At 59.4% G+C, this 13,682-nt stretch carries 13 protein-coding genes; 10 read left to right on the plus strand and 3 right to left on the minus strand.

Translation table 11 applies throughout. The annotated features are described in order from the left end of the window. The first annotated feature begins 56 nt into the window (after positions 1-56). The 7 genes from apaG (at position 57) to SOP95_RS23855 (ending at position 8,162) form a co-directional block, all read left to right on the plus strand. Positions 57-437, plus strand: coding sequence for a Co2+/Mg2+ efflux protein ApaG (gene apaG, locus SOP95_RS23825; protein ID WP_274077724.1), 381 nt, complete (start codon positions 57-59; stop codon positions 435-437). Then, complete coding sequence (locus tag SOP95_RS23830; RefSeq protein WP_274077725.1) at positions 437-1,321, plus strand: symmetrical bis(5'-nucleosyl)-tetraphosphatase; 885 nt, start codon at positions 437-439, stop codon at positions 1,319-1,321. Before apaG ends, SOP95_RS23830 begins: the two co-directional genes overlap by 1 nt. Before the next feature lie 33 nt (positions 1,322-1,354). Then, a complete protein-coding gene (glpE, locus tag SOP95_RS23835) occupies positions 1,355-1,684 on the plus strand; it encodes a thiosulfate sulfurtransferase GlpE (protein WP_274077726.1) in 330 nt (109 codons plus the stop codon). A gap of 296 nt (positions 1,685-1,980) precedes the next feature. Beyond that, entirely contained in the window at positions 1,981-3,903 is a 1,923-nt protein-coding gene (locus SOP95_RS23840) for a PrkA family serine protein kinase (protein ID WP_008061555.1), read from the plus strand. A gap of 141 nt (positions 3,904-4,044) precedes the next feature. After that, entirely contained in the window at positions 4,045-5,316 is a 1,272-nt protein-coding gene (locus SOP95_RS23845; RefSeq protein WP_008061553.1) for a YeaH/YhbH family protein, read from the plus strand. After that, positions 5,313-6,875 carry a SpoVR family protein gene (locus SOP95_RS23850; protein ID WP_274077727.1) on the plus strand — a complete coding sequence of 521 codons (1,563 nt, stop codon included), beginning with the start codon at positions 5,313-5,315 and terminating at the stop codon, positions 6,873-6,875. The genes SOP95_RS23845 and SOP95_RS23850 overlap by 4 nt, the downstream gene beginning before the upstream one ends. 63 nt (positions 6,876-6,938) lie before the next feature. Next, a complete protein-coding gene (locus SOP95_RS23855) occupies positions 6,939-8,162 on the plus strand; it encodes a multifunctional CCA addition/repair protein (RefSeq protein ID WP_323608536.1) in 1,224 nt (407 codons plus the stop codon). Between the two features lie 89 nt (positions 8,163-8,251). Here SOP95_RS23855 and folK read toward each other — a convergent pair whose 3' ends face one another. Together folK and folB are read right to left on the minus strand one after the other, a co-directional pair. Beyond that, entirely contained in the window at positions 8,252-8,770 is a 519-nt protein-coding gene (gene folK, locus SOP95_RS23860) for a 2-amino-4-hydroxy-6-hydroxymethyldihydropteridine diphosphokinase (RefSeq protein ID WP_323608538.1), read from the minus strand. After that, on the minus strand, positions 8,761-9,117 hold the full coding sequence (gene folB / locus SOP95_RS23865; RefSeq protein ID WP_008051601.1) for a dihydroneopterin aldolase: 357 nt from the start codon (positions 9,115-9,117) through the stop codon (positions 8,761-8,763). Before folB ends, folK begins: the two co-directional genes overlap by 10 nt. Before the next feature lie 74 nt (positions 9,118-9,191). Here folB and plsY point away from each other — a divergent pair, with 74 nt between their 5' ends. Beyond that, positions 9,192-9,761 carry a glycerol-3-phosphate 1-O-acyltransferase PlsY gene (gene plsY, locus SOP95_RS23870; protein WP_323608539.1) on the plus strand — a complete coding sequence of 190 codons (570 nt, stop codon included), beginning with the start codon at positions 9,192-9,194 and terminating at the stop codon, positions 9,759-9,761. A 23-nt stretch (positions 9,762-9,784) separates the two neighbouring features. Here the strand turns inward: plsY and tsaD are convergent, their stop codons facing one another. Beyond that, entirely contained in the window at positions 9,785-10,810 is a 1,026-nt protein-coding gene (gene tsaD, locus SOP95_RS23875; protein ID WP_274077731.1) for a tRNA (adenosine(37)-N6)-threonylcarbamoyltransferase complex transferase subunit TsaD, read from the minus strand. A 199-nt stretch (positions 10,811-11,009) separates the two neighbouring features. Between tsaD and rpsU the strand changes: the two genes are divergently transcribed. Beyond that, on the plus strand, positions 11,010-11,225 hold the full coding sequence (gene rpsU, locus SOP95_RS23880; protein ID WP_002551877.1) for a 30S ribosomal protein S21: 216 nt from the start codon (positions 11,010-11,012) through the stop codon (positions 11,223-11,225). Between the two features lie 480 nt (positions 11,226-11,705). After that, positions 11,706-13,673, plus strand: coding sequence for a DNA primase (gene dnaG, locus SOP95_RS23885; protein ID WP_323608540.1), 1,968 nt, complete (start codon positions 11,706-11,708; stop codon positions 13,671-13,673). Positions 13,674-13,682: the final 9 nt, after the last annotated feature.

Consider the following 13,682-nt stretch of genomic DNA (forward strand, 5'->3'; position numbering starts at 1 on the left):
CCTAGACTGATCATCAGTCATGCCCCGCGTTCCGCTTCGTTTTTAAGGCCCTTTGCATGTCCGATCCTCGTTATCAGGTCGACGTCAGCGTCGTCACCCGCTATCTGGCAGAACAGTCGCAACCCGAGCAAGAGCGTTTTGCCTTCGCGTATACCATCACCGTGCAAAATAACGGCTCGCTAGCGGCCAAACTGTTGTCTCGGCATTGGGTCATCACCGATGGCGACGGGCATGTCGAGGAAGTTCGCGGTGCGGGCGTGGTTGGCCAGCAACCGCTGATCGAGCCGGGCGAAAGCCATACCTACAGCAGCGGCACCGTCATGACATCCAAGGTCGGTACCATGCAGGGTACCTACGAGATGCGCGCCGATGACGGCAAACATTTCGATGCCATCATCGCCCCGTTCCGCCTGGCGGTGCCCGGAGCCTTGCACTAATGGCAACCTATGCCGTTGGCGACCTGCAAGGCTGCCTCGACGCATTGCAATGCCTGCTCAAGAAGGTCGCCTTCGACCCGGCAAGCGATCGCCTGTGGCTGGTGGGCGACCTGGTCAACCGCGGTCCGCAGTCGCTGGAAACCTTGCGCTTCCTCTATAGCATCCGCGAATCGCTGGTGTGCGTGCTCGGCAACCATGACCTGCACTTGCTGGCGGCCGGGAAGAACATCGAGCGCCTGAAGAAAGCCGACACCCTTCGCGAGATTATCGAAGCCCCGGACAGCGCCGAGTTGATGGAATGGCTGCGCCAGCAAAAACTCATGCACTACGACGAACAGCGCAACGTTGCGATGGTGCATGCCGGCATTCCACCGCAATGGTCGCTGCGCAAAGCGCTGAAATACGCTGCCGAAGTCGAGACCGCCCTGCGCGACGACAACCTGCTGCCACCCTACCTCGATGGCATGTACGGGAACGATCCGGCGAAATGGGACAGCGACCTCAAGGGCGTGACGCGCCTACGGGTGATTACCAACTATTTCACGCGCATGCGCTTTTGTACGGCCGAGGGCAAGCTTGACCTCAAGAGCAAGGAAGGCCTCGACACGGCACCGGCAGGCTACAAACCGTGGTTCCAGCACAAGGAGCGCAAGACCAGGGACCTGAAGATCATCTTCGGCCACTGGGCAGCGCTGGAAGGCAAGGTCCAGGAGCCGAACATCTCGGCCCTCGATACCGGCTGCGTCTGGGGCGGTGCCCTGACCCTGATGAATGTCGACACGGGCGAACGCCTGTCCTGCAAATGCGACGAACATGGCCATGCCGCCGCGCCGCCAGTCGCCCCACAGATTTCCGAACCATCGTCAGCCAGCGCCCCGCGCTAGACTGCGCTTTCAGCCGAGCCAAAGGAGCCCGCCATGAGCGAATTCAAACGTATCCCCCCGGAACAGGCCCAGGCCCTGCGCGAACAAGGCGCAGTGGTGGTCGACGTCCGCGATCCCGCGACCTTTGCCGCCCTGCACATCAGCGGCTCCAGGCATCTGGACAACCACTCCCTGCACGCCTTCATCCAGGGCGCCGACCTGGACGCGCCAACCGTGGTGGTCTGCTATCACGGCAACTCCAGCCAGGGCGCCGCCGCCTACCTGATCAGCCAGGGTTTCTCCGACGTCTACAGCATGGATGGCGGTTTTGAGCTGTGGCGTACGACTTACCCTACGGAAACGGCGCAAGGCACCAGCGAATAATTTTTTTGTCATGTGCAAGCCCCAGCCACCGCGGGCTTGCGCGGTGGCAGACGAACGGTCAGCCACAACTAATTACGTATCTCGCCTTTACCTCCCGAATTCCCAACTATCCTTAAGCGCAGGCCATCCAAAACAGGGGAGAGCCGGTACACCGGCGCACGGGTCATCGGGAGTAGCTTTCGGGGTAGTCAGCTCCGAAAGAGTTCTGGGGGGTAAACAGCGACTGCCTGTTCGGTTGCTGCCAGCATCGACTGAGTGATCCGGCGTCGGCTCCACGTATCGAGCGAGGTGACGTCATGAGTATCTTTAGCCACTTCCAACAACGTTTCGAGTCCACACGCCAGGAAGAACTCTCGCTGCAAGAGTATCTGGAGTTGTGCAAAAAGGACCGTAGCGCCTACGTTTCCGCCGCCGAGCGTCTGTTGCTGGCCATCGGCGAACCGGAACTCCTCGACACCTCGACCAACTCGAGGCTGTCGCGAATCTTCTCCAACAAGGTGATCCGCCGCTATCCGGCCTTTGAAGACTTCCACGGGATGGAAGAATGCATCGACCAGATCGTGTCGTATTTCCGCCATGCCGCCCAAGGCCTGGAAGAGAAGAAACAGATCCTTTATCTGCTCGGCCCCGTTGGCGGTGGTAAATCGTCCCTGGCCGAAAAACTCAAGCAACTGATGGAAAGAGTGCCCTTCTACGCGATCAAGGGCTCGCCGGTATTCGAATCGCCCCTGGGTCTGTTCAACGCCACTGAAGATGGCGCGATCCTCGAGGAAGATTTCGGCATCCCGCGGCGCTACCTCAACACCATCATGTCGCCATGGGCCACCAAACGCCTGGCCGAATTCGGCGGCGACATCAGCCAGTTCCGCGTGGTCAAACTCTACCCGTCGATCCTCAACCAGATCGCCGTGGCCAAAACCGAGCCGGGCGATGAAAACAACCAGGACATCTCGGCACTGGTGGGCAAGGTCGATATCCGCAAACTGGAAGAATTCCCACAGAACGACGCCGATGCCTACAGCTATTCGGGCGCACTGTGCCGGGCCAACCAGGGCCTGATGGAATTCGTCGAAATGTTCAAGGCGCCGATCAAGGTGCTGCACCCATTGCTGACCGCGACCCAGGAAGGCAACTACAACAGTACAGAAGGTCTCGGTGCGATTCCGTTCACCGGGATCCTGCTGGCCCACTCCAACGAATCGGAATGGCACACCTTCCGCAACAACAAGAACAACGAGGCGTTCATCGACCGGATCTACATCGTCAAAGTGCCGTACTGCCTGCGGGTCAGTGACGAGGTGAAGATCTACGACAAGTTGCTGTTCAACAGCTCGCTGGCCAAAGCCCATTGCGCGCCCGACACTTTGAAAATGCTCGCCCAGTTCACTGTGCTTTCACGTCTGAAGGAACCGGAAAACTCCAACATCTACTCCAAGATGCGGGTGTACGACGGCGAAAACCTCAAGGACACCGATCCGAAGGCCAAGTCGATCCAGGAGTATCGCGACAACGCCGGTGTCGACGAAGGCATGAACGGCCTGTCGACCCGCTTCGCGTTCAAGATCCTGTCCAAGGTCTTCAACTTCGATCCTCACGAAATCGCCGCCAACCCGGTGCACCTGCTGTACGTGCTCGAGCAACAGATCGAGCAGGAACAGTTCCAGGCCGAAACCCGTGAACGCTACCTGCGCTTCCTCAAGGAGTACCTGGCACCGCGTTACATCGAATTCATCGGCAAGGAGATCCAGACCGCCTACCTCGAGTCCTACAGCGAGTACGGACAGAACATCTTCGATCGCTACGTGCTGTACGCAGACTTCTGGATCCAGGATCAGGAGTATCGCGACCCGGAAACCGGCGAAATCCTCAACCGTGTTGCGCTGAACGAAGAACTGGAGAAAATCGAAAAACCGGCCGGCATCAGCAATCCGAAGGATTTCCGCAACGAAATCGTCAACTTTGTGCTGCGCGCCCGTGCCAACAACAACGGCAAGAATCCGACCTGGCTCAGCTACGAAAAACTGCGGGTGGTCATCGAGAAGAAAATGTTCTCCAACACCGAGGACCTCCTGCCAGTCATCAGCTTCAACGCCAAGGCCAGCAAAGAGGACCAGCAGAAACACAACGACTTCGTCACTCGAATGGTCGAGCGCGGTTACACAGACAAACAGGTACGGCTGCTGTCCGAGTGGTACCTGAGGGTCAGAAAGTCCCAGTAAGGGAGCTGCAAGCGGCACGCGACACCGCCCCACCGAAAACGCGTTGTTGGCGTAAATGTGGCCATATGTCGCGCGCCGCTTGTTTCTGAAGCTTCTGTCTTGCAGCTTGAAGCTTATGACTCGAAGCTCCCCGGAGGGCCTATGAGCTATGTGATCGACCGACGTCTCAATGGCAAGAACAAGAGCACGGTGAACCGCCAGCGGTTTCTGCGGCGTTACCGTGATCACATCAAAAAGGCTGTCGAAGAGGCGGTCAGCCGGCGTTCCATTACCGATATGGAACACGGCGAGCAAATCAGCATCCCGGGGCGCGACATCGACGAACCGGTGCTTCACCACGGACGCGGCGGCAAACAGACCGTCGTGCACCCGGGCAACAAGGAATTCACCAGCGGCGAACACATTGCCCGGCCACCTGGGGGTGGCGGCGGCAGAGGACCTGGCAAGGCCGGCAACTCGGGCGAAGGGATGGACGAGTTCGTCTTCCAGATCACCCAGGAAGAATTCCTCGAGTTCATGTTCGAAGACCTTGAACTGCCAAACCTGGTCAAGCGCAACCTGACCGGCACCGACACCTTCAAGACCGTGCGCGCGGGGATCAGCAACGAGGGCAACCCCTCCCGGATCAACATCATCCGCACCCTGCGCTCAGCCCACGCACGGCGAATCGCCCTGTCCGGCAGCAGCCGGGCGAAACTGCGCGAAGCCAAAGAGGAACTGCTGCGACTCAAGCAGGAAGAACCGGACAACTTCGGCGATATCCAGGAACTTGAGGCAGAAATCGAAAAACTCAGCGCGCGTATTCACCGCGTACCCTTTCTCGACACCTTCGACCTCAAGTACAACCTGCTGATCAAACAACCCAACCCCAGCTCGAAGGCGGTGATGTTCTGCCTCATGGACGTTTCCGGTTCGATGACCCAGGCGACCAAGGACATCGCCAAGCGCTTCTTCATCCTGCTGTACCTGTTTCTCAAGCGTAACTACGACAAGATCGACGTGGTGTTCATCCGCCACCACACCAGTGCCCGCGAAGTGGACGAGGAGGAGTTCTTCTACTCCCGAGAAACCGGCGGCACCATCGTGTCCAGCGCCTTGAAGTTGATGCAGGAAATCATGGCCGAGCGCTATCCGGCCAACGAGTGGAACATCTACGCTGCCCAGGCCTCCGACGGCGACAACTGGAACGACGATTCGCCTATTTGTCGCGACATCCTGATCAACCAGATCATGCCATTCGTGCAGTACTACACTTACGTTGAGATTACCCCACGGGAACATCAGGCACTGTGGTTCGAGTACGAGCGCATCGCTGAAGCCTTTTCCGACACTTTTGCCCAGCAACAACTGGTCTCGGCCGGGGATATCTATCCGGTCTTCCGTGAACTCTTCCAGCGCAGGTTAGTGACATGACCGCCAAAGAGCAGAAGCGCCAACCCATATCCACCGGATCGGAATGGACGTTCGAGCTGATCCAGGCCTACGACCGTGAAATCAGTCGTATTGCAGCTCGCTACGCGCTCGATACGTACCCTAACCAGATCGAAGTGATCACCGCTGAACAGATGATGGACGCCTACGCCTCCGTCGGTATGCCGCTGGGGTATCACCACTGGTCCTACGGCAAACATTTTCTCAGCACCGAAAAGTCCTACACACGCGGCCAGATGGGGCTGGCCTACGAAATCGTGATCAACTCCGACCCGTGCATCGCCTACCTCATGGAGGAAAACACCATCTGCATGCAGGCGCTGGTGGTGGCGCATGCGTGCTACGGGCACAACAGCTTCTTCAAGGGCAATTACCTGTTCCGCACCTGGACCGATGCCAGCTCGATCATCGATTACCTGGTGTTCGCCAAGCAGTACATCATGCAGTGCGAAGAGCGCCATGGCATCGATGCGGTCGAAGACTTGCTCGACTCCTGCCACGCATTGATGAACTACGGTGTTGATCGCTACAAACGTCCCTACCCTATTTCCGCCGAGGAAGAACGACGCCGGCAAAAGGACCGGGAAGAACACCTGCAGAAGCAGATCAACGATCTGTGGCGCACCATTCCCAAAGGCGCAGACAAGTACAGCGACAAGGACAACGCGCGCTTCCCCGCCGAACCGCAGGAGAACATCCTGTACTTCATCGAAAAACATGCGCCGCTGCTGGAGCCCTGGCAGCGGGAAATCGTGCGGATCGTACGCAAGATCGCCCAGTATTTTTATCCTCAACGCCAGACCCAGGTCATGAACGAAGGCTGGGCCACATTCTGGCACTACACCCTGATGAACGACCTGTACGACGAAGGCCTGGTGACCGACGGCTTCATGATGGAGTTCCTGACGTCCCACACCAGCGTGGTCTTCCAGCCTGGCTTCGACAGCCCCTATTACAGCGGTATCAACCCCTACGCCCTGGGCTTTGCCATGTACCGCGACATACGGCGCATGTGCGAAGAACCTACTGAAGAGGATTACCGCTGGTTCCCGGACATTGCCGGCACCGACTGGCTGGCAGCCATCAAGTTCGCCATGAGCAGCTTCAAGGATGAGAGTTTCATCCTGCAGTACCTTTCACCCAAAGTGATCCGCGACCTCAAGCTGTTCAGCATTCTCGATGACGACCAGAAAGACGATCTACTGGTACCGGCCATTCATGACGAAGGCGGTTATCGCATCATCCGTGAAACCCTGGCCGCCCAATACAACCTGGGCAATCGCGAACCCAACGTGCAGATCTACAGCATCGACAGACGCGGCGACCGCTCTCTGACCCTGCGCCACCAGCAGCACGACCGTAAACCGCTGGGAGAGTCCACCGAGGAAGTGCTCAAGCACCTGCATCGCCTCTGGGGCTTTGATATTCACCTGGAAACCCTGCAGGGTGACCAGATCATGAAAACCCACCATGTGCCACCGAGGGGCGAACACGCCGAAGGCGATTACGGCCGGCTGGACCTGGCTGTCATCCATTTGTGATGCCGTTTATGCCTCCGAACGCTCGAAGCAAGGGTTATCCTGTCGAGCTAACGGAGGTTTTTCATGCAGATTTATAAAGTTGGCGGCGCGGTACGCGATCGCCTGCTCGGCATAGCTGTCACCGATATCGACCGGGTCGTGGTCGGCGCGACCACTGAAGAGATGCTCGCCAAGGGTTATCGGCCTGTAGGCGCTGACTTTCCGGTGTTTCTTCATCCGAAAACCGGCGAGGAATATGCCCTCGCCCGCACCGAACGCAAAAGCGGACGCGGTTATGGCGGGTTCACGTTCCACGCCAGCCCCGACGTGACCCTCGAAGAAGACCTGATACGCCGCGACCTGACGATCAACGCGATGGCCGAAGACGATCAGCAGAACCTGACCGACCCCTACCACGGCCAGCGCGATCTCGAGGCCCGTGTACTGCGCCACGTTTCCCCCGCGTTTGCCGAAGATCCGCTCAGGGTCTTGCGCGTTGCTCGCTTCGCCGCGCGCTACGCCGAACTCGGCTTCACCGTTGCCCCTGAAACCCTCGATCTGATGCGCCAGCTCAGTGAGTCAGGCGAACTCCAGGCGCTGACGGCGGAGCGTAGCTGGAAAGAAATCTCCCGCGCCCTGATGGAAAATCAGCCACAGGTGTTTATCGAGGTATTGCGCGCATGTGGCGCGCTCGAAGTACTGATGCCGGAAGTCGACGCACTTTTCGGCGTCCCGCAACCGGCAGCCCACCACCCGGAAATCGACACCGGCGCCCACACCCTGAGCGTGCTGCAGCAAGCGGCACTACACAAACAACCGCTCACCGTACGCTGGGCCTGCCTGCTGCATGACCTGGGTAAGGGGCTGACGCCAGAGGAGCAGTGGCCGCGTCACATTGCCCATGAGTCCAAGGGAGTGAAGTTGATCAAAGCGGTCAACGAACGCTTCAAGGCACCGAGGGATTGCCAGGAGCTGGCGTTGCTGGTCGGCGAGTACCACACCCACGGTCATCGCGCACTGGAACTGAAACCATCGACCTTGCTGGAGCTACTGCAGAGCTTCGACGTTTACCGTCGGCCGCAGCGGTTCGAGGAATTCATCGCGGCTTGTGAGATGGATGCGCGAGGGCGGAAGGGGCTGGAGCAGAGAAGGTATCCACAGGCCGATTACCTGCGCGGGGCGGCGACGGCGGCGCGTAGCGTGGCGGTTCAGCCGTTGCTGGAGCAGGGATTCAAAGGGCCTGAGCTGGGCGAGGCAATCAAGCGTGAACGGCTCAAGGCGTTGAAAGCTTACAAGGAACAAGCCTAAGCAAGATCACAAGATCGCAGCCTGCGGCAGCTCCTACACAGGAATATGCGTTTCCATGTAGGAGCTGCCGCAGGCTGCGATCTTTTGCTTTAAAGCAAATCGGACGGGGTTAATGGCTGCCCACGCCACTCAAATGCCACCGGCGCAAGCACTTGATCAATCTGCGCTTCGGCCCACAACGCGGCGAAACTTTTACCTACACCCGGGTGCACGCGATCCGGCGCAATCAGCGACAACGGCCACAATACAAAGGCATTTTTAAGAATTTCCGCCCTCGGCAGCACCAGGCCATCGAAGTTGCCCACCAAGTCACCGTACAGCAACACGTCGATATCCAGAGGCAAACCTCGGCGATCAGGCGCGTAACGCCCATTATCGGCCTCAATGAACTTTAATCGGCGATCCAGCTCCATCAGCGGCAAGTCGGTACAGGCCGACACCACGAAATTGAAGAACGGTCCGCTCTTGATCCCCACTGGCTGGCTTTCGAAGACCGCCGAGCAACGCATATCCACCAAAAAACCCGCCAGTGCTTCCAGGCCGGCCTGCAAATGGGTTTCGCGCTCGATATTGCTGCCGAGCCCGAGATATACCTGAGTCAGCGACATCCGCGCTCGATCTCCACGCCCACGCCACCGGTAGCGGCAGGAACCGCACCTGGCTTGGTCAGTTTGAGGCGCATCCAGGTGATCTTGAATTCGCTCATCAGCACTTCAACCAGCCGCTCGGCAAAGGTCTCGACCAGCTGGAACTGCGCCTGCTCGGCAAAGGCCTGGATGCGCGACGAAACGCTCGCGTAATCCAGCGCCAGGGTCAGGTCATCGCCAGCGGCGGCCGGACGATTATCCCAGGCGAAACTCAGGTCAAGCCGCAAGCACTGTCGGATGCCTCGCTCCCAGTCATAAGCACCGATCACGGTGTCGACTTCCAGGCCCTCGATAAACACTCTGTCCAAGCACTTTTCTCCGCTACACGACAAGGGCGCAATGCGCCGTTAGAATCAGGGCGTCCTCGCCCGGAATAGTTAGCATGTTTTGGTTACTGGCGACCCTCGCCTACCTGCTCGGCTCTCTGTCCTTCGCCATTTTGCTCAGCCGCCTGACCGGTACCCCCGATCCGCGAATGAGTGGCTCGGGCAATGCCGGCGCCACCAACATGTTGCGCCTGGCCGGCAAGAAACTCGCCATTCTGACCCTGCTCGGCGACCTCTGCAAAGGCCTGTTGCCCGTACTGATCGCCAGCCTCGCAGGCCTGTCACTGCAGGATCAGGCCTGGATCGGCGTTTGCGCCGTTATCGGTCACCTGTTCCCGCTGTACTTCCGCTTTCGCGGTGGCAAGGGTGTCGCCACCGCTGCCGGCATGCTGCTGGGGCTGTACCCGCCAGCAGCCTTGATGGCGGTCTGCGCCTGGCTGCTGACGTTCTACCTGACCCGTACCAGCTCGCTGGCCGCCTTGATCGCCACGCCCCTGACCCTGCCACTGCTGGCCTGGCAAGAGCCGGCAGCGCTGCTGCCCATGTGCGCCCTGACCGCAATGATCGTCTGGCGCCACCGGGGCAATCTACGCGACCTGTTTGCCGGGCGCGAACGGCATTTTTAGCAGCCAGCCATGAGCGCCGCTCATCACAGGGGCGACAACTGCTCCATCGGCCACCGCGCCTGCACACTGATCGCCAGGCTTTCCTGCTGGCCAGCCTGCAGGCGCTGGCAACCGGCAAACGCAATCATGGCGCCGTTATCGGTGCAGAACTGCGGACGGGCGTAAAAAACATCGCCCTTCAGGTCGCCGAGCATTTTTTCCAGGGAGGAGCGAAGCGCCTTGTTGGCACTGACGCCTCCAGCGATCACCAGGCGCTTCATGCCAGCCGCTTTCAGGGCGCGCTTGCACTTGATGGTCAAAGTCTCCACCACGGCCTGCTGGAACGCCAGCGAGATGTCGCAACGGGCTTGCTCACCGTCGTCTCCGGCACTCACACACTGCTGCCAGGTGTTCAGGGCGAAGGTTTTCAAGCCGCTGAAGCTGAAGTCCAGCCCAGGGCGGTCGCACATCGGACGCGGGAAAACGAAACGTCCTGCAACGCCCTGCTCGGCCAGCCGAGCGATTTCCGGGCCACCCGGATAATTGAGCCCCATCATCTTCGCGGTCTTGTCGAAGGCCTCGCCTGCGGCGTCATCCAAGGTTTCGCCCAGCAGCGTGTACTGACCGATTCCGTCGACCTGAACCAACTGTGTATGACCACCCGACACCAACAAAGCGACGAACGGAAATTCCGGTGGTTGCGACTCCAGCATCGGCGCCAGCAGGTGGCCTTCCATATGGTGCACGCCCAGCGCCGGAATGCCCCAGGCAAAGGCCAGCGCCTGGGCACAGGAAGCGCCCACCAGCAACGCACCGACCAGGCCAGGGCCCGCGGTATAAGCGATGGCGTCGATCTCGGTCGGCACGCAGTCGGCTTCGGCCAACACCTGACGAATCAAGGGCAGCATGCGCTTGACGTGGTCACGCGAGGCCAGCTCCGGCACTACGCCACCATAGGCGCGGTGCAGGTCGATCTGGCTGAACAGCGCGTCGGCCAACAGACCGCGTTCACTGTCGTAAAGCGCGACACCGGTTTCGTCGCAAGAGGTTTCTAATCCCAGTACTAGCATGGGTTTGCGCCTTGTTTAGGCTGAATTCGAAGGCGCGCATAATAGTCGCCGCGTGATGCCCCGACCAGCGGTTTTCGATCAGAGGCTTTGCATTCCGTGCGATGAGGGGTTAACATCCGCAACCCTTAAAAACCGACGTCTTCAAGTGCTCTTTTGCCGCGAGGATGTTGACCCCGGTAATGAATGAAGGTAGCTCTGGATGCCAGCCGTCAAAGTAAAAGAGAACGAACCCTTCGACGTAGCTCTGCGTCGTTTCAAGCGCTCCTGCGAAAAAGCCGGTGTACTGGCTGAAGTTCGTAGCCGCGAATTTTACGAGAAGCCAACTTCTGAGCGTAAGCGCAAAGCAGCAGCCGCTGTTAAGCGTCACGCCAAGAAAGTTCAGCGCGAACAGCGCCGCGCCGTTCGTCTGTACTAATACACAGACGATCGTAGCAAGCTTCTGCCAAGCCCGGCTTCACGCCGGGCTAATGGCATTTGCGTAAAACGCTTGATGCTTCACCGTCGAAGCCGCAGACGCGACCGAGACAAATCTGCTTCACTGCGTCAGACCTGGCTCTTTTGCCAGCGGTGCACGTCTTTTCTGACGAGCCTTTCAAGGCTACTGACGAGCACACCCACTGATTCCTCTCACGACGATCAGCCCAAGGCACCTGTTTGCGTGCCGAAAAAGAGCTATCCGAGACCCTTGACGGGCGCAGCCGGATTCAGCGCAACACTTTCAAACAGTCGAATACTGATGAGTAGTTACGTCAGTGGATTTTCGGCAGATACACTTCCCGACAGCGATTATGCAGGCGATACCGGTCGAGCAGCACATTTTGCGTGCCTCAAGCAATGACCCGCGCTCAGCTACCCTTCGCTTCGGTTCCTTTTCAGCGCAGACGACGAGAACGCCATGGCCGGGCTGATTCCCCAGAGCTTCATTGACGACCTTCTGAACCGCACCGACATCGTCGACGTGGTCAGCTCGCGCCTGCAACTGAAAAAGGCCGGCAAGAACCATACGGCCTGTTGCCCGTTCCACAAAGAGAAAACACCCTCTTTCAGCGTGAGCCCCGACAAGCAGTTCTATTACTGCTTCGGCTGCGGCGCTGGCGGTAACGCCCTGGGTTTCATCATGGACCACGACAACCTGGACTTCCCCCAGGCTGTCGAAGAACTGGCCAAGGCCGCCGGGATGGAAATCCCCCGGGAAGAAAGCGGGCGCTCGCACAAGCCGCGCCAGCCCACCGATTCGCCGCTGTACCCGTTGCTTACGGCCGCCGCCGACTTCTATCGCCAGGCCCTGAAAAGCCATCCGGCGCGCAAAGCCGCAGTGGACTACCTGAAAGGTCGCGGGCTGACCGGTGAAATCGCCCGGGACTTCGGCCTCGGTTTTGCGCCACCTGGCTGGGACAACCTGTTCAAGCACTTGAGCAGCGACACCCTGCAACAAAAAGCCATGATCGATGCCGGCCTGCTGATCGAAAACGCCGAAACCGGCAAACGCTACGACCGCTTTCGTGATCGCGTGATGTTCCCGATCCGCGACAGTCGCGGGCGCATCATCGCGTTTGGCGGCCGGGTGCTGGGCGACGACAAGCCCAAGTATCTCAACTCGCCGGAAACCCCGGTCTTCCATAAAGGCCAGGAACTCTACGGCCTGTACGAAGCGCGCAAGAACAACCGCAACCTCGACGAAATCATCGTCGTCGAGGGCTACATGGACGTCATCGCCCTCGCCCAGCAAGGCTTGCGCAATGCCGTCGCGACCCTGGGCACCGCCACCAGCGAAGAGCACATGAAACGGCTGTTTCGCGTCGTGCCCAGCGTGCTGTTCTGCTTCGACGGCGACCAGGCCGGCCGCAACGCCGCCAGGCGAGCCCTCGAAGCCACGCTGTCGAGCCTGCAGGATGGCCGTCGCGCGCGATTCCTGTTCCTGCCCGAAGGCGAAGACCCGGACACCCTGGTCCGCTCCGAAGGCACCGACGCCTTCCGCGCACGCATCAACCAGCACGCGCAGCCATTGGCCGATTATTTTTTCCAGCAACTGACGGAAGAAGCCGACCCGCGCTCACTCGAAGGCAAGGCCCACATGGCCACCCTGGCAGCACCGCTGATCGACAAAGTGCCAGGGGCCAACCTGCGAATCCTGATGCGCCAGCGCCTCAGCGAAATCACCGGCCTGAGCGGGGAAGCCGTCAGTCAGCTGGTGCAAAGCGCTCCGCAAGAAGCGCCACCGGCCTACGATCCGGGCATCGATTACGACGCGATGCCCGACTACAGCGACTATCATCAGCCGCAATCGCAGGAAATGTACGTACCGCAGCAGGAATGGACGCCGAAGAAACCCGGCGCAGGCGGCAAGAAATGGGACAAGAAGCCGTGGGACAAGAACGGCAAGCGGGGTGGTGATCGCGATCAACCCCGCGCGCCCAGGGTGCCGGCGGCCGTAGAGCCTCCGACGCTCGCCGCGTTGCGCACGCTGCTCCACCACCCGCAACTGGCCGAAAAAGTCGAGGATGCCGGGCATTTTGCCGCCGAGGACCACACCAACACGCAACTGCTGGTGGCGCTGCTCGAAGCCGTACAGAAGAATCCCAAGCTAAACTCATTTCAGTTGATTGCGCGCTGGCACGGCACGGAGCAAGGACGTTTGCTCAAGGCGCTGGCGGAAAAGGAATGGCTGATTGACGGAGATAACCTTGAACAACAGTTTTTCGACACCATTACTAGCTTGTCAGCCCGCCAACGCGAGCGAAATCTGGAACAACTGCTCAGGAAAGCCCGACAAAGCGAGCTGAGCACAGAAGAGAAAAACCAACTGCGCGACCTATTAAGTCGCAATGTTTCCGCATCAAGCCCGACCTCAACTGGCGCGTGAGGTCATAGC

The sequence above is a fragment of the Pseudomonas sp. YuFO8 genome (genome assembly GCF_035065025.1).
Classification (GTDB): Bacteria; Pseudomonadota; Gammaproteobacteria; order Pseudomonadales; family Pseudomonadaceae; genus Aquipseudomonas; species Aquipseudomonas putida_AE.

What these genes read in the sequence shown, in the direction of transcription:
- apaG (WP_274077724.1), top strand. Translation starts at nt 57, where the DNA reads ATGTCCGATCCTCGTTATCAGGTCGACGTCAGCGTCGTCACCCGCTAT.
- SOP95_RS23830 (WP_274077725.1), top strand. Translation starts at nt 437, where the DNA reads ATGGCAACCTATGCCGTTGGCGACCTGCAAGGCTGCCTCGACGCATTG.
- glpE (WP_274077726.1), top strand. Translation starts at nt 1,355, where the DNA reads ATGAGCGAATTCAAACGTATCCCCCCGGAACAGGCCCAGGCCCTGCGC.
- SOP95_RS23840 (WP_008061555.1), top strand. Translation starts at nt 1,981, where the DNA reads ATGAGTATCTTTAGCCACTTCCAACAACGTTTCGAGTCCACACGCCAG.
- SOP95_RS23845 (WP_008061553.1), top strand. Translation starts at nt 4,045, where the DNA reads ATGAGCTATGTGATCGACCGACGTCTCAATGGCAAGAACAAGAGCACG.
- SOP95_RS23850 (WP_274077727.1), top strand. Translation starts at nt 5,313, where the DNA reads ATGACCGCCAAAGAGCAGAAGCGCCAACCCATATCCACCGGATCGGAA.
- SOP95_RS23855 (WP_323608536.1), top strand. Translation starts at nt 6,939, where the DNA reads ATGCAGATTTATAAAGTTGGCGGCGCGGTACGCGATCGCCTGCTCGGC.
- folK (WP_323608538.1), bottom strand. Translation starts at nt 8,770, where the DNA reads ATGTCGCTGACTCAGGTATATCTCGGGCTCGGCAGCAATATCGAGCGC.
- plsY (WP_323608539.1), top strand. Translation starts at nt 9,192, where the DNA reads ATGTTTTGGTTACTGGCGACCCTCGCCTACCTGCTCGGCTCTCTGTCC.
- tsaD (WP_274077731.1), bottom strand. Translation starts at nt 10,810, where the DNA reads ATGCTAGTACTGGGATTAGAAACCTCTTGCGACGAAACCGGTGTCGCG.
- rpsU (WP_002551877.1), top strand. Translation starts at nt 11,010, where the DNA reads ATGCCAGCCGTCAAAGTAAAAGAGAACGAACCCTTCGACGTAGCTCTG.
- dnaG (WP_323608540.1), top strand. Translation starts at nt 11,706, where the DNA reads ATGGCCGGGCTGATTCCCCAGAGCTTCATTGACGACCTTCTGAACCGC.